21 protein-coding genes are annotated in these 21,884 nt (G+C 72.9%); 18 read left to right on the plus strand and 3 right to left on the minus strand.

Annotation, left to right across the window (positions count from 1 at the left end; translation table 11 throughout):
* Nucleotides 1–14 precede the first annotated feature (14 nt).
* Nucleotides 15–749 carry an MBL fold metallo-hydrolase gene (locus tag ACFVWY_RS08000; RefSeq protein ID WP_389868421.1) on the minus strand — a complete coding sequence of 245 codons (735 nt, stop codon included), beginning with the start codon at nucleotides 747–749 and terminating at the stop codon, nucleotides 15–17.
* A gap of 198 nt (nucleotides 750–947) precedes the next feature.
* Between ACFVWY_RS08000 and hrcA the strand changes: the two genes are divergently transcribed.
* The 9 genes from hrcA to ACFVWY_RS08045 all read left to right on the plus strand — a co-directional run bounded on the left by hrcA (nucleotide 948) and on the right by ACFVWY_RS08045 (nucleotide 11,424).
* A complete protein-coding gene (hrcA, locus tag ACFVWY_RS08005) occupies nucleotides 948–1,964 on the plus strand; it encodes a heat-inducible transcriptional repressor HrcA (RefSeq protein WP_351079082.1) in 1,017 nt (338 codons plus the stop codon).
* A complete protein-coding gene (gene dnaJ, locus ACFVWY_RS08010) occupies nucleotides 1,965–3,101 on the plus strand; it encodes a molecular chaperone DnaJ (protein ID WP_356481736.1) in 1,137 nt (378 codons plus the stop codon).
* 150 nt (nucleotides 3,102–3,251) lie between these two features.
* Nucleotides 3,252–4,325, plus strand: a complete 1,074-nt coding sequence (locus ACFVWY_RS08015; RefSeq protein ID WP_389868424.1) for a nitronate monooxygenase — start codon at nucleotides 3,252–3,254, stop codon at nucleotides 4,323–4,325.
* Nucleotides 4,322–5,068 (plus strand): 16S rRNA (uracil(1498)-N(3))-methyltransferase, encoded by a 747-nt coding sequence (locus ACFVWY_RS08020; protein ID WP_389868426.1) that lies wholly within the window; start codon nucleotides 4,322–4,324, stop codon nucleotides 5,066–5,068. The genes ACFVWY_RS08015 and ACFVWY_RS08020 overlap by 4 nt, the downstream gene beginning before the upstream one ends.
* A 98-nt stretch (nucleotides 5,069–5,166) precedes the next feature.
* A complete protein-coding gene (locus ACFVWY_RS08025; RefSeq protein WP_389868428.1) occupies nucleotides 5,167–5,703 on the plus strand; it encodes a hypothetical protein in 537 nt (178 codons plus the stop codon).
* Nucleotides 5,704–5,784: 81 nt separating this feature from the next.
* Nucleotides 5,785–9,018 (plus strand): S41 family peptidase, encoded by a 3,234-nt coding sequence (locus tag ACFVWY_RS08030; protein ID WP_389868430.1) that lies wholly within the window; start codon nucleotides 5,785–5,787, stop codon nucleotides 9,016–9,018.
* Nucleotides 9,019–9,091: 73 nt separating this feature from the next.
* The gene (locus ACFVWY_RS08035; protein WP_389868432.1) at nucleotides 9,092–9,451 is read left to right on the plus strand and encodes a histidine triad nucleotide-binding protein; all 360 of its coding nucleotides are present in this window, start codon (nucleotides 9,092–9,094) and stop codon (nucleotides 9,449–9,451) included.
* A gap of 15 nt (nucleotides 9,452–9,466) precedes the next feature.
* Nucleotides 9,467–10,375: a ribonuclease Z gene (locus ACFVWY_RS08040; RefSeq protein WP_389868434.1), complete on the plus strand. Its 909-nt coding sequence runs from the start codon at nucleotides 9,467–9,469 to the stop codon at nucleotides 10,373–10,375.
* A gap of 56 nt (nucleotides 10,376–10,431) precedes the next feature.
* Complete coding sequence (locus tag ACFVWY_RS08045) at nucleotides 10,432–11,424, plus strand: adenosine deaminase (RefSeq protein WP_389868436.1); 993 nt, start codon at nucleotides 10,432–10,434, stop codon at nucleotides 11,422–11,424.
* Here the strand turns inward: ACFVWY_RS08045 and ACFVWY_RS08050 are convergent.
* Complete coding sequence (locus tag ACFVWY_RS08050; RefSeq protein WP_389868438.1) at nucleotides 11,388–12,743, minus strand: MFS transporter; 1,356 nt, start codon at nucleotides 12,741–12,743, stop codon at nucleotides 11,388–11,390. The two genes, ACFVWY_RS08045 and ACFVWY_RS08050, sit on opposite strands and share 37 nt — an antisense overlap.
* A gap of 373 nt (nucleotides 12,744–13,116) precedes the next feature.
* Here ACFVWY_RS08050 and ACFVWY_RS08055 point away from each other — a divergent pair, with 373 nt between their 5' ends.
* The 9 genes from ACFVWY_RS08055 (at nucleotide 13,117) to era (ending at nucleotide 21,578) form a co-directional block, all read left to right on the plus strand.
* Entirely contained in the window at nucleotides 13,117–14,223 is a 1,107-nt protein-coding gene (locus tag ACFVWY_RS08055) for a carbohydrate kinase family protein (RefSeq protein WP_389868439.1), read from the plus strand.
* Between the two features lie 146 nt (nucleotides 14,224–14,369).
* Nucleotides 14,370–15,401, plus strand: coding sequence for a PhoH family protein (locus tag ACFVWY_RS08060; protein WP_389868441.1), 1,032 nt, complete (start codon nucleotides 14,370–14,372; stop codon nucleotides 15,399–15,401).
* A gap of 9 nt (nucleotides 15,402–15,410) precedes the next feature.
* Nucleotides 15,411–15,908, plus strand: a complete 498-nt coding sequence (gene ybeY, locus ACFVWY_RS08065) for an rRNA maturation RNase YbeY (protein ID WP_389868442.1) — start codon at nucleotides 15,411–15,413, stop codon at nucleotides 15,906–15,908.
* On the plus strand, nucleotides 15,905–17,188 hold the full coding sequence (locus ACFVWY_RS08070; protein ID WP_389868444.1) for a hemolysin family protein: 1,284 nt from the start codon (nucleotides 15,905–15,907) through the stop codon (nucleotides 17,186–17,188). The genes ybeY and ACFVWY_RS08070 overlap by 4 nt, the downstream gene beginning before the upstream one ends.
* A complete protein-coding gene (locus ACFVWY_RS08075; RefSeq protein ID WP_389868446.1) occupies nucleotides 17,185–17,538 on the plus strand; it encodes an MmcQ/YjbR family DNA-binding protein in 354 nt (117 codons plus the stop codon). The genes ACFVWY_RS08070 and ACFVWY_RS08075 overlap by 4 nt, the downstream gene beginning before the upstream one ends.
* Nucleotides 17,539–17,595: 57 nt before the next feature.
* Nucleotides 17,596–17,949 (plus strand): cytidine deaminase, encoded by a 354-nt coding sequence (locus ACFVWY_RS08080; protein WP_389868448.1) that lies wholly within the window; start codon nucleotides 17,596–17,598, stop codon nucleotides 17,947–17,949.
* Nucleotides 17,950–18,108: 159 nt separating this feature from the next.
* A complete protein-coding gene (locus ACFVWY_RS08085) occupies nucleotides 18,109–19,485 on the plus strand; it encodes a beta-xylosidase (protein ID WP_389868449.1) in 1,377 nt (458 codons plus the stop codon).
* A gap of 92 nt (nucleotides 19,486–19,577) precedes the next feature.
* A complete protein-coding gene (locus ACFVWY_RS08090) occupies nucleotides 19,578–20,543 on the plus strand; it encodes a WxL protein peptidoglycan domain-containing protein (RefSeq protein WP_389868451.1) in 966 nt (321 codons plus the stop codon).
* Between the two features lie 60 nt (nucleotides 20,544–20,603).
* A complete protein-coding gene (gene era / locus ACFVWY_RS08095) occupies nucleotides 20,604–21,578 on the plus strand; it encodes a GTPase Era (protein ID WP_389868453.1) in 975 nt (324 codons plus the stop codon).
* Between the two features lie 35 nt (nucleotides 21,579–21,613).
* On the opposite strand, the gene ACFVWY_RS08100 is transcribed toward era, so the two are convergent.
* Complete coding sequence (locus ACFVWY_RS08100; protein WP_389868455.1) at nucleotides 21,614–21,880, minus strand: protealysin inhibitor emfourin; 267 nt, start codon at nucleotides 21,878–21,880, stop codon at nucleotides 21,614–21,616.
* Nucleotides 21,881–21,884: the final 4 nt, after the last annotated feature.

Here is a 21,884-nt window from a genome sequence, read left to right on the forward strand (position 1 = left end):
CGGGCGCCCCGGGGTCACGACACGCCGAAGAGTCCGGCCAGTCGCCGTCGCTGTTCCCGTACGAAGGCGGCGTCCACCAGGGCCCCGTGCCCCGGCACGTACACCGCGTCCCCGCCGCCCAGCGCCAGCAGCCGGTCCAGCGCCGCCGGCCAGCGGGCCGGATGCGCGTCCTCGCCCGCCTGCGGCTCGCCGGACTCCTCCACCAGGTCGCCGCAGAGCACGACCGCGGGGGAGCCGGACGAACCGGGGACGACCGCCACCAGGTCGTGACCGCTGTGCGCGGGGCCGACGTCGGCCAGCACCACCTCGCGCCCGCCGCCCAGGCCGATCGTCCACTCGCCGCACACCTGGTGCTTCGGCACCACCAGCGCGTCGGCCGCCTCCGCCGCGTCACGCTCCGCCACCCCGTGGCGCACCGCCGAGGCGCGCAGCCCCGCGGCCCCGTCCTTCCTCAGGAACTCCGCCAGACCGGCCGCCCCGTACACCTCGGCACCGGAGAACGCGGCGGTACCGAACACATGGTCGAAGTGCGGGTGGCTGAGTGCGATATGCGTCACCCTGCGGCCCAGCAGCGCCTCGGCCTGCCTCCGCACCTCGGCGCCCTCGCGGAGCGTCGAGCCGGTGTCGAAGAGCAGCGCCCCGTCCGCCCCGGCCACCAGCGCGACCGTCGCGTCCCACCCGGGAAGGCGCCGGCGGCCCACTCCGGGACCGACGCGCTCCCACCCGAACTCTTCCCAAGAGGCGTCCATACCGCGACGCTACCGGCAAAACACCTGCGGGGTCTCGTGACGGCCTGGCCGGTCGCCCTTGCTAGGCCCCCACTCGGCCGCCGTACACTGGCGGGGGATTGCTGGCACTCGGGATGACAGAGTGCCAGGAGGATTCCTGGGCAGAGGCACAGGAACGGCCCGAGAACCACCGAGGAAACACAGCTGGAGGTGTGCGCGATGCTCAGTGAACGCAGACTCGAAGTGCTCCGCGCCATCGTCCAGGACTATGTCGGTACGGAGGAGCCGGTCGGCTCCAAGGCGCTCACCGAGCGGCACAAGCTGGGGGTCTCCCCGGCGACCGTCCGCAACGACATGGCCGTGCTGGAGGACGAGGGCTTCATCGCCCAGCCCCACACCAGTGCCGGACGCATCCCGACGGACAAGGGCTACCGGCTCTTCGTCGACCGGCTCGCGGGGGTCAAGCCCCTCTCGTCGCCGGAGCGCCGCGCGATCCACAATTTCCTCGACGGAGCGGTCGACCTCGACGACGTGGTGGGCCGCACCGTACGGCTGCTCGCGCAGCTGACCCGGCAGGTCGCCATCGTGCAGTACCCCTCGCTGACCCGGTCGACGGTGCGGCACGTGGAGCTGCTGTCGCTGGCGTCCGCCCGGCTGATGCTCGTGCTCATCACGGACACCGGCCGGGTCGAACAGCGCATGATCGACTGCCCCGCGCCGTTCGGCGAGACCTCTCTCGCCGACCTGCGGGCCCGGCTCAACAGCCGGGTCGTCGGACGCCGGTTCACGGATGTTCCGCAGCTGGTGCAGGATCTGCCGGAATCCTTCGAGAGCGAGGACCGGGGCACCGTGTCCACGGTGCTCTCCACCCTGCTCGAAACCCTCGTCGAGGAGACGGAGGAGCGGCTGATGATCGGCGGCACCTCCAACCTCACGCGCTTCGGGCACGACTTCCCCGTGATGATCCGGCCGGTGCTGGAGGCGCTGGAGGAGCAGGTCGTGCTGCTGAAGCTGCTCGGCGAGGCCAAGGACTCGGGCATGACCGTACGCATCGGGCACGAGAACGCCCACGAAGGGCTCAACTCCACGTCCGTCGTCGCGGTCGGCTACGGTTCGGGCGACGAGGCAGTCGCCAAACTCGGCGTGGTCGGACCGACCCGCATGGACTACCCCGGAACGATGGGAGCGGTACGCGCAGTGGCACGTTACGTCGGACAGATCCTGGCGGAGTCGTAAGTGGCCACGGACTACTACGCCGTACTCGGCGTACGCCGCGACGCATCGCAGGACGAGATCAAGAAGGCATTCCGGCGGCTCGCCCGTGAGCTGCACCCGGATGTGAACCCCGATCCGAAGACCCAGGAGCGGTTCAAGGAGATCAACGCCGCCTACGAGGTGCTGTCGGACCCGCAGAAGAAGCAGGTCTACGACCTCGGCGGCGACCCGCTGTCCGCCTCCGGCGGCGGTGGCGCGGGCGGTTTCGGACAGGGCGGCTTCGGCAACTTCTCCGACATCATGGACGCGTTCTTCGGTACGTCGTCGCAGCGCGGACCCCGTTCGCGCACCCGGCGCGGTCAGGACGCGATGATCCGGCTGGAGATCGACCTCGCCGAGGCGGCGTTCGGCACCACCAAGGACATCCAGGTCGACACGGCCGTCGTCTGCACCACGTGCAGCGGCGAGGGCGCGGCGCCCGGCACCTCGGCCCAGACCTGTGACATGTGCCGTGGCCGAGGCGAGGTCTCGCAGGTCACCCGGTCCTTCCTGGGCCAGGTCATGACCTCGCGGCCCTGCCCGCAGTGCCAGGGCTTCGGTACGGTCGTGCCGACCCCGTGCCCGGAGTGCGCCGGTGACGGCCGCATCCGCTCGCGGCGCACGCTCACGGTGAAGATCCCCGCCGGTGTCGACAACGGCACCCGCATCCAGCTCGCGGGCGAGGGTGAGGTCGGCCCCGGCGGCGGCCCGGCCGGCGATCTGTACGTGGAGATCCACGAGCTGTCGCACGCGGTGTTCCAGCGCCGGGGCGACGACCTGCACTGCACGGTCACGATCCCGATGACGGCGGGCGCGCTCGGCACCAAGGTGCCGCTGGAGACGCTCGACGGCCTGGAGGAGGTCGACATCCGGCCCGGCACCCAGTCCGGCCAGTCCGTCCCGCTGCACGGCCGCGGCATCACGCATCTGCGCGGCGGCGGGCGCGGTGACCTGATCGTGCACGTCGAGGTGATGACCCCGACGAAGCTGGACCCGGAGCAGGAGCGGCTGCTGCGGGACCTGGCGAAGATGCGGGGCGAGGAGCGGCCCACCGGTCAGTTCCAGCCCGGCCAGCAGGGGCTGTTCTCCCGGCTGAAGGACGCCTTCAACGGCCGCTGACCCGGCCCCGCCGTACCGCGAGATCCGGACGCCGGACGGTCCCCGCCACGGGGACCGTCCGGCGTCCGCGCGCGGGGCGGTCCGGGCGGGTGCGCGGGGTGGCCACGTCCCGGGAGTCCCGGCCAGGGCCGGACGTGACACGATGCGCTCATGTCATCCGCATTGACCGATCTCTGCCGGTATCCGATCGTGCAGGCCCCGATGGCGGGCGGCGCTTCCTGCCCGGAGCTCGTCGCGGCCGTCTCCGACGCGGGCGGGCTCGGCTTCCTCGCCGCCGGGTACAAGACGGCGGACGGGATGTACAACGAGATCAAACAGCTGCGCGGGCTGACCGCCCGGCCCTTCGGCGTCAACCTCTTCATGCCGCAGCCCGGTCTCGCCGATCCGAGCGCCGTCGAGGTGTACCGGCACCAGCTCGCGGGCGAGGCCGCCTGGTACGAGACCCCGCTCGGCAGCACGGACGTCGACGGGGACGACGGCTACGACGCCAAGCTGGCCATCCTGCTGGACGACCCGGTCCCGGCGGTCTCGTTCACCTTCGGCTGCCCCACGCGTGACACCCTCGACGCCTTCGCCGGGGTCGGCACGTACACCGTCGTGACGGTCACCACGCCCGAGGAGGCCCAGGCCGCCCAGTGGGCGGGCGCCGACGCGGTCTGTGTCCAGGGCGTCGAGGCGGGCGGCCACCAGTCCACCCACCGCGACGACCCGCAGGCCGACGGCTCCGGGATCGGGCTGCTCTCCCTGGTGTCCCAGGTCCGCGAGACCGTGCAGATCCCGATCGTCGCCACGGGCGGACTGATGCGCGGCGCGCAGATCGCCGCGGTGCTCGCCGCGGGCGCCGACGCGGCGCAGCTCGGCACGGCCTTCCTCGTCTGTCCCGAGTCCGGGGCGAGCGTGCTGCACAAGCAGGCGCTGACCAACCCGCTGTTCGTACGGACCGCCCTGACCCGGGCGTTCTCCGGCCGCCCGGCCCGCGGCCTGGTCAACCGCTTCATGCGCGAGCACGGCCCGTACGCCCCCGCCGCCTATCCGCAGGTCCACTACCTGACCGCCGGGCTGCGCCGGGCGGCGGCGAAGGCCGGGGACGCGCAGGGCATGGCGCTGTGGGCCGGGCAGGGCCACCGGATGGCACGCGAGCTGCCGGCCGCCCGGCTGGTCGGGCAGCTCGCCCGGGAACTGGACGCCGCGCGTACGGCAGTGAGCACAGGGAGTTCGAAGTGACCGCACCCGTCTTCGTCGTCGATCAGGTCCCCGAGGGGCCTGGGTTCGTCCTGGAAGGGCCCGAGGGGCGGCACGCCGTGTCGGTGAAGCGGCTGCGCCGGGGCGAGGCCGTCGTGCTCACCGACGGGCGGGGCCGCTGGACGGAGGGCGTCGTATCGGCCGCCGAGGGCAAGGACCGCCTGGTCCTCGCCGAACTGGCCCCGGTCCGGGAGGAGCCGGAGCCCGCCCCGCGCATCACCGTCGTCCAGGCCCTGCCCAAGGGGGACCGGGGCGAGCTCGCCGTGGAGACCATGACGGAGACCGGCGTCGACGCGATCGTGCCCTGGCAGGCGGCCCGCTGCATCACCCAGTGGAAGGGCGACCGCGGTCTCAAGGCCCTGTCGAAATGGCGCGGTACGGCACGGGAGGCGGGCAAGCAGTCCCGCCGGGTGCGCTTTCCCGAGGTGGCCGACGCGATGACGACCAAGCAGGTCGCGGCGCTGCTGGCCGGGGCGGAGTTCGGGGCCGTCCTGCACGAGGACCGGGAGCACAGCAGTGAGCCCCTGGCCACCGTCGAACTCCCCGCCCGGGGCGGGATCGTGCTGGTCGTCGGACCCGAGGGCGGGGTGTCGCCGGAGGAACTCGCGGTCTTCGCCGCCGCGGGCGCCCGGACCTGCCGACTCGGCGCGAGCGTACTGCGCACCTCCACCGCGGGCACGGCGGCGACGGCCCTGCTGATGGGGCGCACCGGCCGCTGGTCGTAAGAGCGCTCCTCCAGGCCCGGGTGTGCGCTCCGGCGCCAATTTCGGCGCGCCCGCACGCCGTCTACCTCGTGGCTGGCGATCGGTGGGAAGCTGCCCGTATGGGGACAACAAGGGCATGGATTCAGGGGCGAGGCCGACGTGTTCCGGCCGCGTCCGCTCTCGCGGTCGCGGCGGTCCTGGGCACCGCCGCCTGCGAGCCCACGGGTGGTCTGAACTCGGCGTCCATCGCCGTGACCACCGACCGGGTCGGCACCGGCGCACTGGAGAACAAGGGGGTGGACGTGCGGTGGCTGAGCTGCTCCGCCGGGGTCGACGGCGCCCGCGCCTGGGGCGCCTCGCCCGCCGCGTCCGTACCCCGCAGCGCGAACGTGGACTGCACGGGACGGACCGGCGGCGGTGAGGCCATCACGCTCTCCGGCAAGGTGACGCAGGAGCTCGGCGGACGGTGTGTACGGGGTGATCTGACCGCCCGCACGGGCGGGCGGTCCGTCTTCCGGGCCGAGGTGCTCGGCAACTGCGACGCCCCGCCCCCGACTTCCGTGATCACCCCGATCACGCCGGCCGCGGGCGGGAACGGCTTCCGGCCCACCGTCACCGTCACCGTGACCGTGACCGAAACCCCCCTGGGCAAATGAGTTCGGACCGGAGTCCGGCCCCCTGCCGGACTCCGGCCAACCCGGTTACGGAGGACACGGCCGCGCCCTAGGGTGATCCGTGTGACGCAGCCTGCCTACCTCCGCTATCCCCATGTCCACGGCGACGTGATCGCCTTCACCGCCGAGGACGATGTCTGGCTGGCGCCGCTGGACGGCGGTCGCGCCTGGCGCGTCAGCGCCGACAACAGGCCGGTCGGCCAGCCGCGGATATCGCCGGACGGGACCAGGGTCGCCTGGACGTCGACCCGGGACGGGGCGCCGGAGGTGCACCTCGCGGCGGCCGACGGCGGCCCCGCCACCCGGCTCACGTACTGGGGCGACAGCCGGACCGCCGTCCACGGCTGGACGTCCGGCGGCGAGGTGCTCGTCGTCAGCGCCCAGGGACAGGCGTCGGCCCAGCGCACCTGGGCCAGCGCCGTCCCGGTCGACGGCGGCCCGGCGCGGACCCTCCCGTACGGGCTGCTCGGCTCGCTCGCCCACGGGCCCGGCGGCCGGGCCCTGCTGCTCTCGGCCACCATGGGGCGCGAGGCCGCCGCCTGGAAGCGCTACCGGGGCGGCGCGGCGGGCAAGCTGTGGATCGAGCAGGAACCCCCGGCGGACGGCCCGGCCCGGTTCGTCCGGCTCCACGAGGGGCTCGACGGGAACATCGAATGCCCGATGTGGGTCGGCGCACGCGTCGCCTTCCTCTCCGACCACGAAGGCGTCGGCGCCGTCTACTCCTCCCTCCCCGACGGCTCCGACCTGCGCCGCCACACCGGCCTCGACGGCTTCTACGCCCGCCACGCGAGCACCGACGGCACCCGCGTCGCCTATGCCTCGGCCGGTGAACTCCTGCTGCTCGACGACCTGACGGGCACCGCGCCCCGCCGCCTGGACATCCGGCTCGGCGGCCAGCGCACCGACCTCCAGCCGTTCCCCGTGCACGCCGACAGCTACGTCGAATCCGTCTCCCCGGACCGCACCGGCCGCGGCAGCGCCGTGGTGACGCGCGGCGCCGTCCACTGGGTCACCCACCGGGGCGGCCCGGCCCGCGTACTCGCCGCCGAGCCCGGCGTACGCGCCCGGCTGGCCCGCGCCTTCCAGGCCGAGGGCGACCCGCACGTCGTCTGGGTCACCGACGCCGAGGGCGACGACGCCCTGGAGTGCGCCCCGTCCACCGGCACCGCGCCCGGCACCGCGCCGCACCGGCTCGCGGCGGGGCGGCTCGGCCGGGTCCTCGACCTGGCCGCGGCCCCCGACGGCAGCCGGTTCGCCGTCGCCGCGCACGACGGGCGGGTCCTGATCGTCGAACGGGAGAGCGGCGAGGTCCACGAACTGGACCGCGCGGAGCACGGTGACGTCTCCGGGCTCGTCTTCTCGCCCGACTCCACCTGGCTCGCCTGGTCCCACCCCGGGCCCCGCCCGCTCAGCCAGCTCAAGCTCGCCCACCTCACCGACCTGTCGGTCGCCGAGGCCACCCCGCTGCGCTTCCGGGACTTCTCGCCCGCGTTCACCACCGACGGCAAGCACCTCGCCTTCCTCTCCGAGCGCTCCTTCGACCCGGTCTACGACAGCCACGTCTTCGACCTGGCGTTCCTCGCCACCTGCCGCCCGCACCTGCTGACGCTCGCCGCCACGACCCCCTCCCCGTTCGGACCGCAGCGCCACGGCCTTCCCGTCGAGAAGGAGAAGAGCGGCGGCGAGAGCGACCAGGACAACCCGACCGCACTGCCCATCACCCGGATCGACCTCGAAGGGCTCGCCGACCGGATCGTGCCGCTGCCCGTCCGGGCCGCCGGGTACTCCACGCTCCGCGCGGCGAGGGACGGGCTGCTCTGGCTGAACCACCCGACGACCGGGGTGCTCGGCACCAGCGCCGCCACCCCCGACTCCGGCCGCCCCGACACCACCCTGGAGCGGTACGACCTGGAGAAGCTGCGCAGCGAGGAACTCGCCTCGGACGTACGGGACTTCGAGGTCACCGCGGACGGCAGGCGGCTCGTGCTGCGGACCCGCGGCGCGCTGCGTGTCGTACCGTCCGACAGCCATGTCCCGGCCGACGACGAGGACGGCGGCAGCGACGGCGGGATCACCGTCGACCTCTCGCGCGTCCGGCGCGTCCTCGAACCGGCCGCGGAATGGCGCCAGATGTACGACGAGGCGGGCCGCATCATGCGGGACAACTTCTGGCGCGCCGACATGGGCGGCGCCGACTGGAACGGCGTCCTGGACCGCTACCGCCCGGTGCTGGCCCGGGTCGCCACCCACGACGACCTGGTGGACCTGCTGTGGGAGGTCCAGGGCGAGCTGGGTACCTCGCACGCCTACGTCCGTCCGGCCGCTGGCTGGTGCGACGAATCGGCCCGGCAGGGACTGCTCGGCGCCGACCTCTCCCGTACCGGCGAGGGAAATTGGCGCATCGACCGGATCCTCCCCTCGGAGAGCTCGGACCCCGAGGCCCGCTCGCCGCTCGCCGCGCCGGGCGTGGCGGTACGGGCCGGGGACACGGTCCTGGCCGTCGACGGCACCCCGGTCGACCCGGTGACCGGGCCCGCCCCGCTGCTCACCGGCTCGGCGGGCCGCCCGGTCGAGCTGACCGTCGCCCCGGTGGACGGCGGGGAGCCCCGCCCTGTCGTCGTCGTACCGGTCGCCGACGAGGAGGCGCTGCGCTACCACGACTGGGTCGCTGGCCGGCGGGCCCATGTGCACGGGCGCTCCGGCGGACGCCTCGGCTATCTCCACGTCCCCGACATGAACGGCGCGGGCTGGGCGCAGATCCACCGTGACCTGCGGGTCGAGATGGCCCGCGAGGGGCTGGTGGTGGACATCCGGGAGAACAGCGGCGGCCACACCTCGCAGCTCGTCGTGGAGAAGCTCGCCCGCCGGGTGATCGGCTGGGACGTTCCGCGCGGCATGCGCCCGCACAGCTACCCGCAGGACGCGCCGCGCGGCCCGGTGGTCGCGGTGGCCGACGAGTTCTCCGGCTCGGACGGCGACATCGTGACCGCCGCGATCAAGGCGCTGGGCATCGGTCCCGTCGTCGGTACGCGCACCTGGGGAGGCGTGATCGGGATCGACAGCCGCTACCGGCTGGTGGATGGGACCGGGGTCACCCAGCCCAAGTACGCGTTCTGGTTCGAGGGGGAGGGCTGGGGCGTGGAGAACTACGGGGTCGATCCCGACGTCGAGGTCGTCGTCACCCCGCAGGACCACGTGGCGGGCCGTGACCCGCAGCTGGACGAGGCGATCCGCGTCGCGCTCGAAGCGCTGACCCGGACCCCGGCCCGCCGGGCACCCGAGCCGCCCGGGGCATAGGCACGGGGTGGCGGGGCCGGGCGCCCCGCTACCATGCCGTACAACGATCACCAGCTACCGAGGAGCCAGTCCCATGGCGGGAGAACCGCAGCCCGACTGCCTGTTCTGCAAGATCGTCTCAGGTGAGGTCCCGGCAACCATCGTCCGCGAGACCGAGACCACCGTCGCCTTCCGGGACATCAACCCGCAGGCCCCGGTCCACGTCCTGGTCATTCCGCGCCTCCACCACCCGGACGCCGCCTCGCTCGCCGCCGCCGAGCCCTCGGTCGCCGCCGACGTGCTGCGCGAGGCCGGTCAGGTCGCCGCCGACGAGAAGATCGTGGACACCGGATACCGGATCGTCCTCAACACCGGTGCCGGAGCCGGCCAGACCGTCTTCCACGCGCACGCCCACGTCCTGGGCGGCCGCGGTCTCCAGTGGCCCCCCGGTTAGGCAGGCCACCGCACCGTGTCCCAACGCGAACTCGTGGTCCTCGGCACTGCCAGCCAGGTCCCGACCCGGCACCGCAACCACAACGGCTATCTGCTGCGCTGGGACGGCGAGGGCATCCTCTTCGACCCCGGTGAGGGCACCCAGCGCCAGATGCTGCGGGCCGGTGTCGCCGCGCACGACATCAACCGGATCTGTGTCACGCACTTCCACGGCGACCACTCGCTGGGCCTGGCCGGGGTGATCCAGCGGATCAACCTCGACCAGGTCCCGCACCCGGTCACCGCGCACTACCCGGCGAGCGGGCAGCACTTCTTCGAACGGCTGCGGTACGCCACCGCCTACCGCGAGTCCGTCGAGCTGGCCGAGGCCCCCGTCGCCGCCGACGGGGTGCTCGCCACCACCGGCGCGTACACGCTCAGCACCCACCGCCTCTCGCACCCCGTCGAGTCGTACGGCTACCGGCTCGTCGAACCCGACGGGCGCCGGATGCTGCCGGAGAAGCTCGCCGAGCACGGCGTCAGGGGGCCGGACGTCGGCCGCATCCAGCGCGAGGGCGCCCTCGGCGGCGTCACCCTCGACGACGTCTCCGAGCGCAGGCGGGGCCAGCGGTTCGCGTTCATCATGGACACCAGGCTCTGCGACGGCGTGCACGCGCTCGCCGAGGGCTGCGACCTGCTGGTCATCGAGTCGACCTTCCTCGACGAGGACGAACGGCTCGCGGCCGACCACGGCCATCTGACCGCCGGGCAGGCGGGCCGGGTGGCCCGGGACGCGGGCGTACGGCACCTGGTGCTGACCCACTTCTCGCAGCGCTACGCCGACCCCGCCGTCTTCGGGGCCCAGGCCCGCGCGGCCGGGTTCGAGGGCGAACTGACCGTCGCCCAGGACCTCGCCAGGATCCCCGTGCCCACCCGGCACCTCTGAACCCACCCACCACACCAGCACCGCATCAGCACCATCGTCTGTGAGCGTGAATCCCCGTGCATCTCCCCAAGGCAGAGCTCCACCTCCACATCGAAGGCACCCTCGAACCCGAGCTGGCCTTCGCCCTCGCCGCGCGCAACGGCGTACGCCTGCCGTACGCGGACACCGAGGAGCTCCGCACCGCTTACCTCTTCGACGACCTCCAGAGCTTCCTGGACCTCTACTACGCGCTGATGGCGGTGCTCCGCACCGAGCAGGACTTCGAGGAGCTCGCCGACGCCTATCTCGCCCGCGCCGCCGCCCAGGGCGTGCGGCACGCGGAGATCTTCTTCGACCCGCAGGCGCACACCGCCCGCGGTGTCCCGATCGGCACCGTCGTCGAAGGGCTCGGCCGGGCGCTGGAGCGCAGCGAGGAGAAGCACGGCATCTCCACCCAGCTGATCATGTGCTTCCTGCGTGACCAGTCCGCCGAATCAGCGCGGGAAACCCTGGAGGCGGCCAAGCCGCACCTGCACCGGATCAGCGCGGTCGGCCTGGACTCCGCGGAGGTCGGCCACCCGCCCGCCAAGTTCCGCGAGGTGTTCGAGGCGGCTGCCGCGCTCGGGCTGCGCCGGGTCGCCCACGCCGGGGAGGAGGGCCCGCCCGCGTACATCCGTGAGGCGCTGGACGTCCTCGGTGCCGAGCGGATCGACCACGGGCTGCGCTGCATGGAGGACCCGGAGCTGGTGGAGCGGCTGGCCGCCGAGCGGGTGCCGCTCACCCTGTGCCCGCTGTCCAACGTGCGGCTGCGCGCCATCGACGTCCTGGAGGAGCACCCGCTGCGCGAGATGATGGCCGCCGGGCTCCTGTGCACGGTGAACTCCGACGACCCCGCCTACTTCGGGGGCTACGTCGGCGACACCTTCCACGCCGTCCACGAGGCGCTCGGCCTGGACCGCGAGCAGCTGCGCACACTGGCCCGCAACTCCTTCGAGGCGGCCTTCCTCGACCACGACGAGGAGCGCCGGGCGCGCTACCTGTCCGAGGTCGAGGCGTACGCGTTCGACTGACCGGCACCGCCCGCCGGACCGGCCGTGCGGAACGCGCCCCGCACCGGCCGCCTGCGCCGCACCGGCAGGCTGATCTCCGTGACGGCCTGCTCGGGCGCGCCCAGCTTCGGTACGGCCCCGGGCACCGCCCCGGTGGTGACGGCCAGCAGCGCGGCCGGTGCGCCGCCCCGGCGGCGTACCGATCCCGGCACCAGCGGCCGTCCGCCGGTGTGCAGGGCGACGGCCGTGAACGGGGCCGCGACCAGCAGGGTGGCCGCGCCCAGGACCAGCCCCATCACCGGGTATCCGGCCAGCTCGGAGAGCACACTGCCGAGCACCGGACCGCAGGCCACCCCGACGGACGACGCGGAGCCCGCGAGAACCGCCCAGCGTCCGCGTACGTCCAGCGAGGCGGCCAGCCCGATCAGGTACGACAGGACCACCGGGTACACGGTGTTCCACAGGATCTCGCCGGTCGCGAACGAGCCGAGGCTCCCGGCCGAGGAGCTGAGCACGATGCTCACCGCGATGACCACGGTGCCCAGTCCGATCGGCACCGCCCGGCCCAGCCGTGCCCCCAGCAGTCCGGCCCCCATCACCCCGAGCAGCCCGGCGCCGAGCGCGAGGGCGAACACCGCGCCGATGACGACCTCGGAGAGCCCGGCCTGTGCCACCCCGATCCGGCCGCTGACGCCCCACAGCGCGTTCTGCGCCATGGACCACACGAGCATCCCGCCCGCGAGTACCAGCCCTGACCTGCGGTGCGGCAGCCGGCCGATGGCCGGGGCGCCGGGGGTGGCGGGCGCGGGGCCGCCGAGCCGCGCGGTGGCGGGCCAGACGAGCAGCGCGACCAGGGCGATCGAGGCGAACGGCAGCCGGTGGCCGCCCCCGAGGTGCGGGATCGTCAGATAAAGGGCGCCCGCCGTCGCGGAGACGCTGAGCAGCCCGAGCGAGGAGGTCCGGTGGGGGTCGCGCTGGGCGGCGATGCCCGACGCGGCCACCGCGGTCGCCGTACCCGAGCCGAGCCCGCCGACCACCGCGCCCGCCACGACCAGCGGCACCGACCCGGCCAGCGAGGCGCAGCCGTACCCGGCCATCGCCAGCAGCAGTCCGATCCGGGCCGGACGCCGCGGCCCGTACCTCTCGACGCGGCCCGCCAGCGTGAATCCGGCGCTCGCCGAACTCAGCAGCAGGGCGCTGCCGACCAGACCGGACTGGGCCGTACTGAGGCCGAGATGGACGGAGAGCCGCCCGACGATGGTGGGGAGCAGATAGGAGGCGAGGTAACCGGCGGTGAACACGGCGACCAGGGGCCACGCGGCGCGCGGGCGCGAGGACATGGGCGTTCCTGAAGACATGCCGGGATACGGCAGAAAGGCAAGGGGGAGGGCACTGCGGGAAACACGGGAAACACGGGAAACACGGGGAAAACGGGAAACGCGGAGAATTCGTGCCACTCGTCGGCAACCGTCGCCGAAGGGGCTCGCGGGCTAATTGTTGCAACCGTGGACAGTCCGCCGAAAGGTGGCCTAGGGTGATCTGGGTCACATGTGTGTTTACGCTCCGAGTGCGCGGGTAGTCGCGAAGGTTTGCGCGGGTCCACGCTGTGGTGCGAGGTGCCGAGACCGGCTCGCACGGCCACCGGCGCGCGCCCTCCGCTCACGCCGCCCGATCGGGCACACTGGCCGGATCCACCACGACCGGGAGTGCAAGGTGAGCGCGGACGTTCCAGGCATCGACCCACTCGACGGACTGCGCGCCCCGCAGGACCCGGACTGCGACGTCTTCCTCACCGGCACGGTCTTCCTGGACATCATCTTCACCGGTCTGGACAGCGCCCCGGTGCGGGGTACCGAGTCCTGGGCGCGCGGCATGGGCTCCAGCCCCGGCGGCGTGGCCAACATGGCGACCGCCCTGGCCCGGCTCGGCCTGCACACCTCACTGGCCGCGGCCTTCGGGGACGACCACTACGGCGAGTACTGCTGGGACGCCCTGGAGCAGGGCGAGGGCATCGACCTCTCGATGTCGCACACGGTCCCCGGCTGGCACTCGCCGGTGACCGTCTCGATGGCGTACGAGGGCGAGCGGACCATGGTCTCGCACGGTCACGAGGCCCCCGGCCCGGCCGTCCCCGACGGCGGTCCGGGCTTCCCCTGCTGCCCGCCCCGGGCCCGCGCCGCCGTCGCCTCGCTCGCCCCCGGCCGCAGCGAACCCTGGGTCGCCACCGCGGCCCGCAACGGTGCCCGGATCTTCGCCGACGTCGGCTGGGACGAGACCGGCCGCTGGGACCTGGACGCCCTCGCCGATCTGCGGCACTGCCAGGCCTTCCTGCCCAACGCCGAGGAGGCGATGCGCTACACCCGCACCGACTGCCCGCGCGCAGCCGCCCACGCCCTGGCCGAACGGGTGCCGCTCGCCGTGGTCACCCTCGGTCCGGAGGGCGCGTACGCGGTGGACTCGGCGAGCGGGGAGAGCGCCGAGGTGCCCGCGATCGAGGTCGAGGCGCTCGATCCCACCGGCGCCGGGGACGTCTTCGTCGCCGGATTCGTCACCGGCACCCTGGCGGACTGGCCGCTGGCCGACCGGCTGGCCTTCGCCGGACTCACCGCCGCCCTCTCCGTCCAGGAGTTCGGCGGCTCGCTCTCGGCTCCCGGCTGGGAGGAGATCGCCGCCTGGTGGCAGCGGGTGGGCACCTTCGCCGACCAGGACCCGGCCGCGCTGCGCCGGTACGCCTTCCTGGAGGAACTGCTGCCCGCCGCGGCCCGGCCCTGGCCGCTGCGCCGCGCGGTCCCGACGATCGGCTTCCGGCACCCCGCCTGACCCCGGGCCCGCCGGCCCCGTTCGCCAGCCTGTGCGAAAAAGCCCTCGGTGTTGCCGGTGCGGGGTCGTAGGCTTGGTAATCCGAGAGGTTGTCGATCGGCGAGAACCTTGCAACGGGAGGTATGCGCAGGCCACAGAGCCGGCCCATGACTCAGACACCCACAGCCCAGACCCCTGCGCCGAGGCAGGCGCGAGCCCACTTCACCGTTCCGGCCAGCCATCCGATGGTGACCGTCCTGGGCTCGGGTGACGCCTTGTTGCGCGTGATCGAGAAGGCCTTCCCGGCGGCCGACATCCACGTCCGGGGAAACGAGATCAGCGCTGTCGGGGAAGCGGCGGAAGTCGCCCTGGTCCAGCGCCTGTTCGACGAGATGATGCTGGTGCTCCGCACCGGTCAGCCGATGACGGAGGACGCAGTGGAACGCTCGATCGCCATGCTCAGGGCGGCGGAGCGCGGTGAGGGGGACGGCGAGGAGACCCCCGCCGAGGTGCTCACGCAGAACATCCTCTCCAGCCGCGGTCGCACGATCCGCCCCAAGACGCTCAACCAGAAGCGGTACGTCGACGCGATCGACAAGCACACGATCGTCTTCGGCATCGGCCCCGCGGGCACCGGCAAGACCTACCTCGCCATGGCCAAGGCCGTCCAGGCCCTCCAGTCCAAGCAGGTCAACCGGATCATCCTCACCCGCCCCGCGGTCGAGGCCGGTGAGCGGCTCGGCTTCCTGCCCGGCACGCTCTACGAGAAGATCGACCCGTACCTGCGCCCCCTCTACGACGCACTGCACGACATGCTCGACCCCGACTCGATCCCGCGCCTCATGGCGGCGGGCACGATCGAGGTCGCCCCGCTGGCCTACATGCGCGGGCGTACGCTCAACGACGCGTTCATCATCCTCGACGAGGCGCAGAACACCAGCGCCGAGCAGATGAAGATGTTCCTGACCCGGCTCGGCTTCGACTCGAAGATCGTCATCACCGGTGACATCACCCAGGTCGACCTGCCGAACGGCACCAAGAGCGGCCTGCGCCAGGTCCAGGAGATCCTGGACGGGGTGGAGGACGTCCACTTCTCCAGGCTCACCTCCCAGGATGTCGTCCGGCACAAGCTCGTCGGCCGTATCGTCGACGCGTACGAGAAGTACGACAGCCGAGACCGCCACAACGGGAAGCAGTAGCAGCGCACCATGTCGATCGATGTCAACAACGAGTCCGGAACCGAGGTCGACGAGCAGGCGATCCTCGACATCGCCCGCTACGCCCTCGCGCGGATGCGGATCCACCCGCTGTCCGAGCTCTCGGTGATCGTGGTGGACACCGACGCCATGGAGCAGCTCCACATCCAGTGGATGGACCTTCCCGGTCCGACCGATGTCATGTCCTTCCCGATGGACGAGCTGCGTCCGCCGTCGAAGGACGACGAGGAGCCCCCGCAGGGGCTCCTCGGTGACATCGTGCTCTGCCCGGAGGTCGCCAAGAGGCAGGGCGACGAGGCGGAGACCCAGCACTCCATGGACGAGGAGCTTCAGCTCCTCACCGTCCACGGGGTGCTGCACCTCCTGGGCTACGACCACGAGGAGCCGGACGAGAAGGCGGAGATGTTCGGTCTCCAGGCCGCGATCGTCGACGGCTGGCGTGCCGAGCGGGGCCTGGAAGGCCCCTCGCCCGCACCCACCGTCTCGTGAGCGTTCCCCTCGTCCTGGGTGCCGTGCTGCTGGTCGTCGTCGGCTGGCTGGCGGCCTGCGCGGAGGCGGGCATCGCCCGGGTCTCCAGCTTCCGGGCCGCCGAGGCGGTCCGCTCCGGCCGGCGCGGCAGCGCCAGGCTGGAGCAGGTCGCGGCGGACCCGACCCGCTATCTCAACGTCGCCCTGCTGGTCAGGGTCGCGTGCGAGATGTCGGCCGGGGTGCTCGTCACGTACGCCTGCCTGAAGGAGTTCCCGGAGACCTGGCAGGCGCTGGCCGTCGCCATGGGCGTGATGGTGCTCGTCTCGTACGTCGCCATCGGCGTCTCGCCCCGCACCATCGGCCGCCAGCACCCGCTGAACACCGCCACCGCCGCGGCGTACGTCCTGCTGCCGCTGGCCAGGGTCATGGGCCCGATCCCGCAGCTGCTGATCCTCATCGGCAACGCGCTGACCCCCGGCAAGGGCTTCCGCAAGGGGCCGTTCGCCAGCGAGGCCGAGCTGCGCGCGATGGTCGACCTCGCCGAGGCGGAGTCGCTGATCGAGGACGAGGAGCGCCGCATGGTGCACTCCGTCTTCGAGCTCGGCGACACCCTCGTACGCGAGGTCATGGTGCCGCGTACGGACCTGGTCTGCATCGAGCGGTACAAGACGATCCGGCAGGCGCTGACCCTGGCCCTGCGCTCCGGCTTCTCCCGCATCCCCGTGACCGGGGAGAACGAGGACGACATCGTCGGCGTCGTCTACCTCAAGGACCTCGTCCGCAAGAGCCACATCAACCGCGAGTCCGAGGCCGACCCGGTCTCCACCGCGATGCGTCCCGCGTCCTTCGTGCCCGACACCAAGAACGCCGGTGACCTGCTGCGCGAGATGCAGCAGGAGCGCAGCCACGTCGCCGTCGTGATCGACGAGTACGGCGGCACGGCGGGCATCGTCACCATCGAGGACATCCTGGAGGAGATCGTCGGTGAGATCACCGACGAGTACGACCGCGAACTCCCGCCCGTCCAGGAGCTCGGGGACGACCGCTTCCGGGTGACCGCGCGGCTGGACATCGGTGACCTCGGGGAGCTGTTCGGCTTCGACGAGTACGACGACGAGGACGTGGAGACCGTCGGCGGGCTGCTGGCCAAGGCGCTGGGGCGGGTGCCGATCGCCGGTGCCTCGTCCGTGGTCGGCCTGCCGGACGGGCGCCGCCTGCGGCTGACCGCGGAGTCCCCGGCCGGCCGCCGCAACAAGATCGTCACGGTGCTGGTGGAGCCGGAGCCCGAGGAGGACGAGTGACCCCGGAGAAGCTGAGGGCGTTCTGCCTGGAGTTCAACGCGAGCGTCGAGGAGTTCCCGTTCGGGCCCGAGACCTCCGTGTTCAAGGTGCTCGGCAAGATGTTCGCGTTCAGCGCCCTGGCCGCCCGCCCGGTGACGGTGAACCTGAAGTGCGACCCGGACGAGGCGGTGCGGCTGCGGGAGAAGTACGACGCGGTGGTGCCCGGCTGGCACATGAACAAGCGGCACTGGAACACGGTGACGGTCTCCGGCGTGCCCGACCGTGTGCTCCGCGAGCTGGTCGAGGACTCCTACGACCTGGTCGTCGCCGGGCTGCCCCGGGCGGACCGGCTCCGGCTCGACCGCCCGTAGCCCAGCCAGCCGCGGGGCCTGGTGCGCGGGGGCGGGGCTGGTTCGTATGCTCGGCACATGACTGAGAGCACCGACCTCGGCCCCGAGGACCGCAAGATCGTCACGCTGGCGCGCAGCGCCCGCGCCCGCAACGGTGTGCCGGAGGGCGCTGCCGTACGGGACGAGACCGGGCGCACCTACGTCGCGGGCACCGTACGGCTGGAGTCGCTGAGGCTCAGCGCGCTCCGGACCGCCGTGGCGATGGCCGTGGCCAGCGGCGCCACCTCGCTGGAGGCGGCCGCGGTCGTCTCGGAGGCGCAGACCCCGTCCGAGGAGGACCGCGCCGCCGTACGCGACCTGGGCGGCCCGGACACCCCCGTCCTGCTCGCCGGGCCGGACGGCGTCCTGCGCGTCAGCGTCACGGCTGGCTGACCCCGGCCAAGATCCGCACGGGTGTACGGATCTTGACAGTATCTGATGGACCATCAGTGAATGTGTTCCGTCCCCATTGACTTCTTCGGGGGCGGAGCCGTCAATGGGCCCCCGCCGGCGTGGAAGAGCCGCTGCGCCGCATCCGCAGGAGGGGGCTTCATGCGTTCGACCGTCCGCAGAGTCAGCACACGAAGATCCGGCGCCCGAAGACACCCCGCACGCCGTCGCTGGGCCGCCGCGCTGGGCGTCGGCGCGCTGGTCGTCGCCGGGGGAGGGGTCCTCGCGGGCCCCGCGCAGGCCCTGGCGACCGCCTCGGTCCCGGTGGACTTCCCCACCCACTGCATCCCGCCCGCCATCGCGGGCATCCCGCCGATCGACGGGACGACGCGGGCGGAGATCACGGTCGACAACGCCGCCCCGAAGGTCGGCGAGACGGTCACGGTCACGTACACCGTGATCGAGGCCGCCGCGAGCAACCCGGTCGACCTGGCGCTGCCCGCCGACATCATGACGCCGACCGGCAAGGTCACCGTCGGTGGCGCGCAGAGCGCGAGCGTCACGGTCGCGGGCCCGAAGAAGAACGACCCGGTGCCCGGCAAGGGAGCCTTCCCGTCGTTCTCGATGACCGGCACCTTCACGGTCACGGCCCCCGGGCAGATCACGCTCTCGCCCGGTGACTACAACATCCACACCAGCTACATCATGGAGCTGGACACCCCCTGCACGGTGACCGACCCGCCCGCCCCCGTCTCCGAGACGATCATCGCGACGGACGAGGGCGGCCAGGTCAACGAGCGCGCCATCCAGCTCGGGGCCGCCTCCGGCCCGTCGGGCGAGGCGGTCGCCGTCACCGGCTCGAAGTTCACCCCGGGAGCGGCGGTCACCCTGGCGGGCCGGGCCGGTGACCGGCAGACCGCCGACACGGCCACCGTCACGGCGGACGGCTCCGGCGGCTTCGGCGGGCGGCTCACCGTCACCGACCCGGCGACCACCGGGATCGTCGCGTACGAGGGCGGCGGCTGGGATCCGGCGAAGGGGGCGGGCCCCCAGGCCTACACCGTCACCGGTGGCGGCGGAATCCCGGACGGCAGCCAGAAGCTGAAGACATCCGTCCGGGCGGGCACCCTCTCCATGATCCAGGACGGGGACACCGTCGAGATGTCGGCGGTCGACTTCGGCCGCGGCGGCGCCTCCCGGGGTTCCCTGCGGACGGTCACGGTCGAGGACTACCGCGGCGGCCCCGCGGGCTGGTCCCTGACCGGAAAGGTCACCGACTTCCAGGGCCCCGGCGGAGCGACGGTCGGTGCGTCGGCGCTCAGCTGGACCCCGGCCTGCGCGACGAAGGCCGGCAGCCCGAGCACCTGCCAGGCGGGCTCCGCGGGGCCGGTCGGAAGCGCGGGCGCCACCCTGGCGTCCGCCCCGAACGGCACCGTGACCGGCGGCGAGTTCACCGTCGACGCCCGGCTCGCGCTGAACGTACCGGCGTACACCGCCCCCGGCGCGTACTCCGGCGTGCTCACCCTCACCCTCACGTGACCGAGCGCTCCCCAGCAGCCGGCGGTCCGGGCGCGCACCCGCCCGGACCGCCGACGCGTTCCGTCCCGACCACCACCCGGGGGTTTCGCACCGTGCGCCGCATCCACATCCGCCTGCTCCTGCTGACCGGTGTCCTGCTGACCGGGCTCCTCCTGCCGGCCGGGACGCCCCCTGCCCAGGCCGCGGACAACGGCAGCTGGTCGGTCTATCCGGCCGCCTCCCGGACCGGCCAGCGCCCGTACTTCTACCTGTCGGCCGACCCCGGAGCCACGCTCCACGACAAGGTCACCGTCACCAACCGGACCGACCGGCCGCAGACCTACCGGCTCTACGCCGCCGACGCCTACAACACCGCGCGTGACGGCGGCTTCGCCGTACGCGGCCGGGACGAGCGGCAGCGCTCGGTCGGCGCCTGGGCCAGGACCGACCGCGAACGGGTCACCGTGCCCCCGCGCGGTTCGGTGCACGTCCCGCTCACCATCACCGTCCCCGAGGGCGCCGAACCCGGCGACCACCCCGGCGCACTGGTCGCGCTCGACGAGCGGGTCGACCCGGCCGGTGACGGGTCCGTCGCCGTCGGCATCCAGCGGGCCGTCGGCGCCCGGATCTACCTGCGGGTGAACGGGCCGACCGTGCCCGCGCTCTCCGTGGACGACATCCGGATCGAGCACACCCAGCCGCTGGTTCCCGGCACCGGCAGGAGCCGGGCCGTCATCTCGTACACGCTCCGCAACCGGGGCAACGTCACCCTCAGCCCCAGGGTCGCGCTCAAGGCCGAGGGACTCTTCGGCCGTACCCTGCTCGCCCGCGACCTGAAGCGCGTCCCCTCCGAGCTGCTGCCCCGCCAGCAGGTCCGGCTGACCGAGCAGTGGGCCGACGCGCCGCAGCTGGAATGGGGCGAGGTCCGGATCACCGCGAGCGCCCGCCGGACCCGGGAGTCCGCCACCGCCTCCTACTTCGCGCTGCCCTGGCTGATGGCAGGGGTCCTGCTGGTGGCCGTCGGCGGGGGCACGGCGCTGTGGGTACGGGCCCGCCGCGCCCGGAGCCGTGCCGTCTGACCCGGCACCGACCGGCCCCGCCGGGCCCTCGGTACGGCGGGGCCGCCGGGATCGGGGACAATGGGCGCCATGAGCGTTCGACCTGACACAGACGCCGCCGCGCGGCAGGCCCCGGGCACAGCCCCCCACCGGGCCGGTTTCGCCTGTTTCGTGGGCCGCCCCAACGCGGGCAAGTCCACCCTCACGAACGCTCTGGTCGGCCAGAAGGTGGCGATCACCTCCAACCGGCCGCAGACCACCCGGCACACCGTGCGCGGCATCGTGCACCGCGAGGACGCCCAGCTGATCCTGGTCGACACGCCCGGCCTCCACAAGCCGCGCACCCTGCTCGGCGAGCGGCTCAACGACATCGTGCGGACCACCTGGGCCGAGGTCGACGTCATCGGCTTCTGCCTGCCCGCCGACCAGAAGCTCGGCCCCGGCGACAAGTACATCGTCAAGGAGCTCGCGGGCATCAAGAAGACCCCGAAGCTCGCCATCATCACCAAGACCGACCTGGTCGACTCCAAGCAGCTCGCCGAGCAGCTGATCGCCGTGTCCCGCCTCGCCGAGGAGCTCGGCTTCGAGTGGGCGGAGATCGTCCCGGTCTCCGCGGTCGGCGACAAGCAGGTCGGCCTGCTGGGCGACCTGATCGTCCCGCTGCTCCCCGAGAGCCCGCCGCTCTACCCGGAGGGCGACCTCACCGACGAGCCCGAGATGGTCATGGTCGCGGAACTGATCCGCGAGGCCGCGCTCGAAGGCGTACGGGACGAGCTGCCGCACTCCATCGCGGTCGTCGTCGAGGAGATGCTGCCGCGCGAGGACCGTCCAGCCGACAAGCCGCTGCTCGACATCCACGCCAACGTCTACATCGAGCGCCCCAGCCAGAAGGGCATCATCATCGGCCCCAAGGGCAAGCGGCTGAAGGACGTCGGCACGAAGTCCCGCAAGCACATCGAGGCGCTGCTCGGCACTCCGGTCTTCCTGGACCTGCACGTGAAGGTCGCCAAGGACTGGCAGCGCGACCCCAAGCAGCTGCGCAAGCTCGGCTTCTGAGCCGGGCGGCACTCACACCCGGGACGTGCCCGGTCTCACGCGCCCTCCTTCAGGACGCGTGAGATCAGGGCCCGCTGGGCGTCGGTCAGCTTCGGGTCCGCGCAGTGCACCGTGCGGCCCCCGATCGTGATCCGGTAGCGGAAGCCGTCCGGCACCCCCTCGGGCGGCGCCTCGTGGCCCCCGTCGAGCGCCGACGCGGCCAGCTCCTCCCACTCCGGCCCGTCGTCCCGCCCGGCGGTGTCGATCTCGCGCTCGCGTGCGATACCGGCGAAGCCGCCGCTCCTGCTGACCTGAATACGCATGCGA

The organism is Streptomyces sp. NPDC058195 (assembly GCF_042883525.1).
Taxonomy (GTDB): domain Bacteria; phylum Actinomycetota; class Actinomycetes; order Streptomycetales; family Streptomycetaceae; genus Streptomyces.

Excerpts from the sequence above, each read along its gene's own strand:
- hrcA (WP_351079082.1), top strand. The coding sequence starts at position 948 with ATGCTCAGTGAACGCAGACTCGAAGTGCTCCGCGCCATCGTCCAGGAC.
- ACFVWY_RS08000 (WP_389868421.1), bottom strand. The coding sequence starts at position 749 with ATGGACGCCTCTTGGGAAGAGTTCGGGTGGGAGCGCGTCGGTCCCGGA.
- ACFVWY_RS08050 (WP_389868438.1), bottom strand. The coding sequence starts at position 12,743 with ATGTCCTCGCGCCCGCGCGCCGCGTGGCCCCTGGTCGCCGTGTTCACC.
- era (WP_389868453.1), top strand. The coding sequence starts at position 20,604 with ATGGGCGCCATGAGCGTTCGACCTGACACAGACGCCGCCGCGCGGCAG.
- ybeY (WP_389868442.1), top strand. The coding sequence starts at position 15,411 with ATGTCGATCGATGTCAACAACGAGTCCGGAACCGAGGTCGACGAGCAG.
- ACFVWY_RS08035 (WP_389868432.1), top strand. The coding sequence starts at position 9,092 with ATGGCGGGAGAACCGCAGCCCGACTGCCTGTTCTGCAAGATCGTCTCA.
- ACFVWY_RS08015 (WP_389868424.1), top strand. The coding sequence starts at position 3,252 with ATGTCATCCGCATTGACCGATCTCTGCCGGTATCCGATCGTGCAGGCC.
- ACFVWY_RS08100 (WP_389868455.1), bottom strand. The coding sequence starts at position 21,880 with ATGCGTATTCAGGTCAGCAGGAGCGGCGGCTTCGCCGGTATCGCACGC.
- ACFVWY_RS08085 (WP_389868449.1), top strand. The coding sequence starts at position 18,109 with ATGCGTTCGACCGTCCGCAGAGTCAGCACACGAAGATCCGGCGCCCGA.
- ACFVWY_RS08080 (WP_389868448.1), top strand. The coding sequence starts at position 17,596 with ATGACTGAGAGCACCGACCTCGGCCCCGAGGACCGCAAGATCGTCACG.
- ACFVWY_RS08060 (WP_389868441.1), top strand. The coding sequence starts at position 14,370 with ATGACTCAGACACCCACAGCCCAGACCCCTGCGCCGAGGCAGGCGCGA.
- ACFVWY_RS08025 (WP_389868428.1), top strand. The coding sequence starts at position 5,167 with ATGGGGACAACAAGGGCATGGATTCAGGGGCGAGGCCGACGTGTTCCG.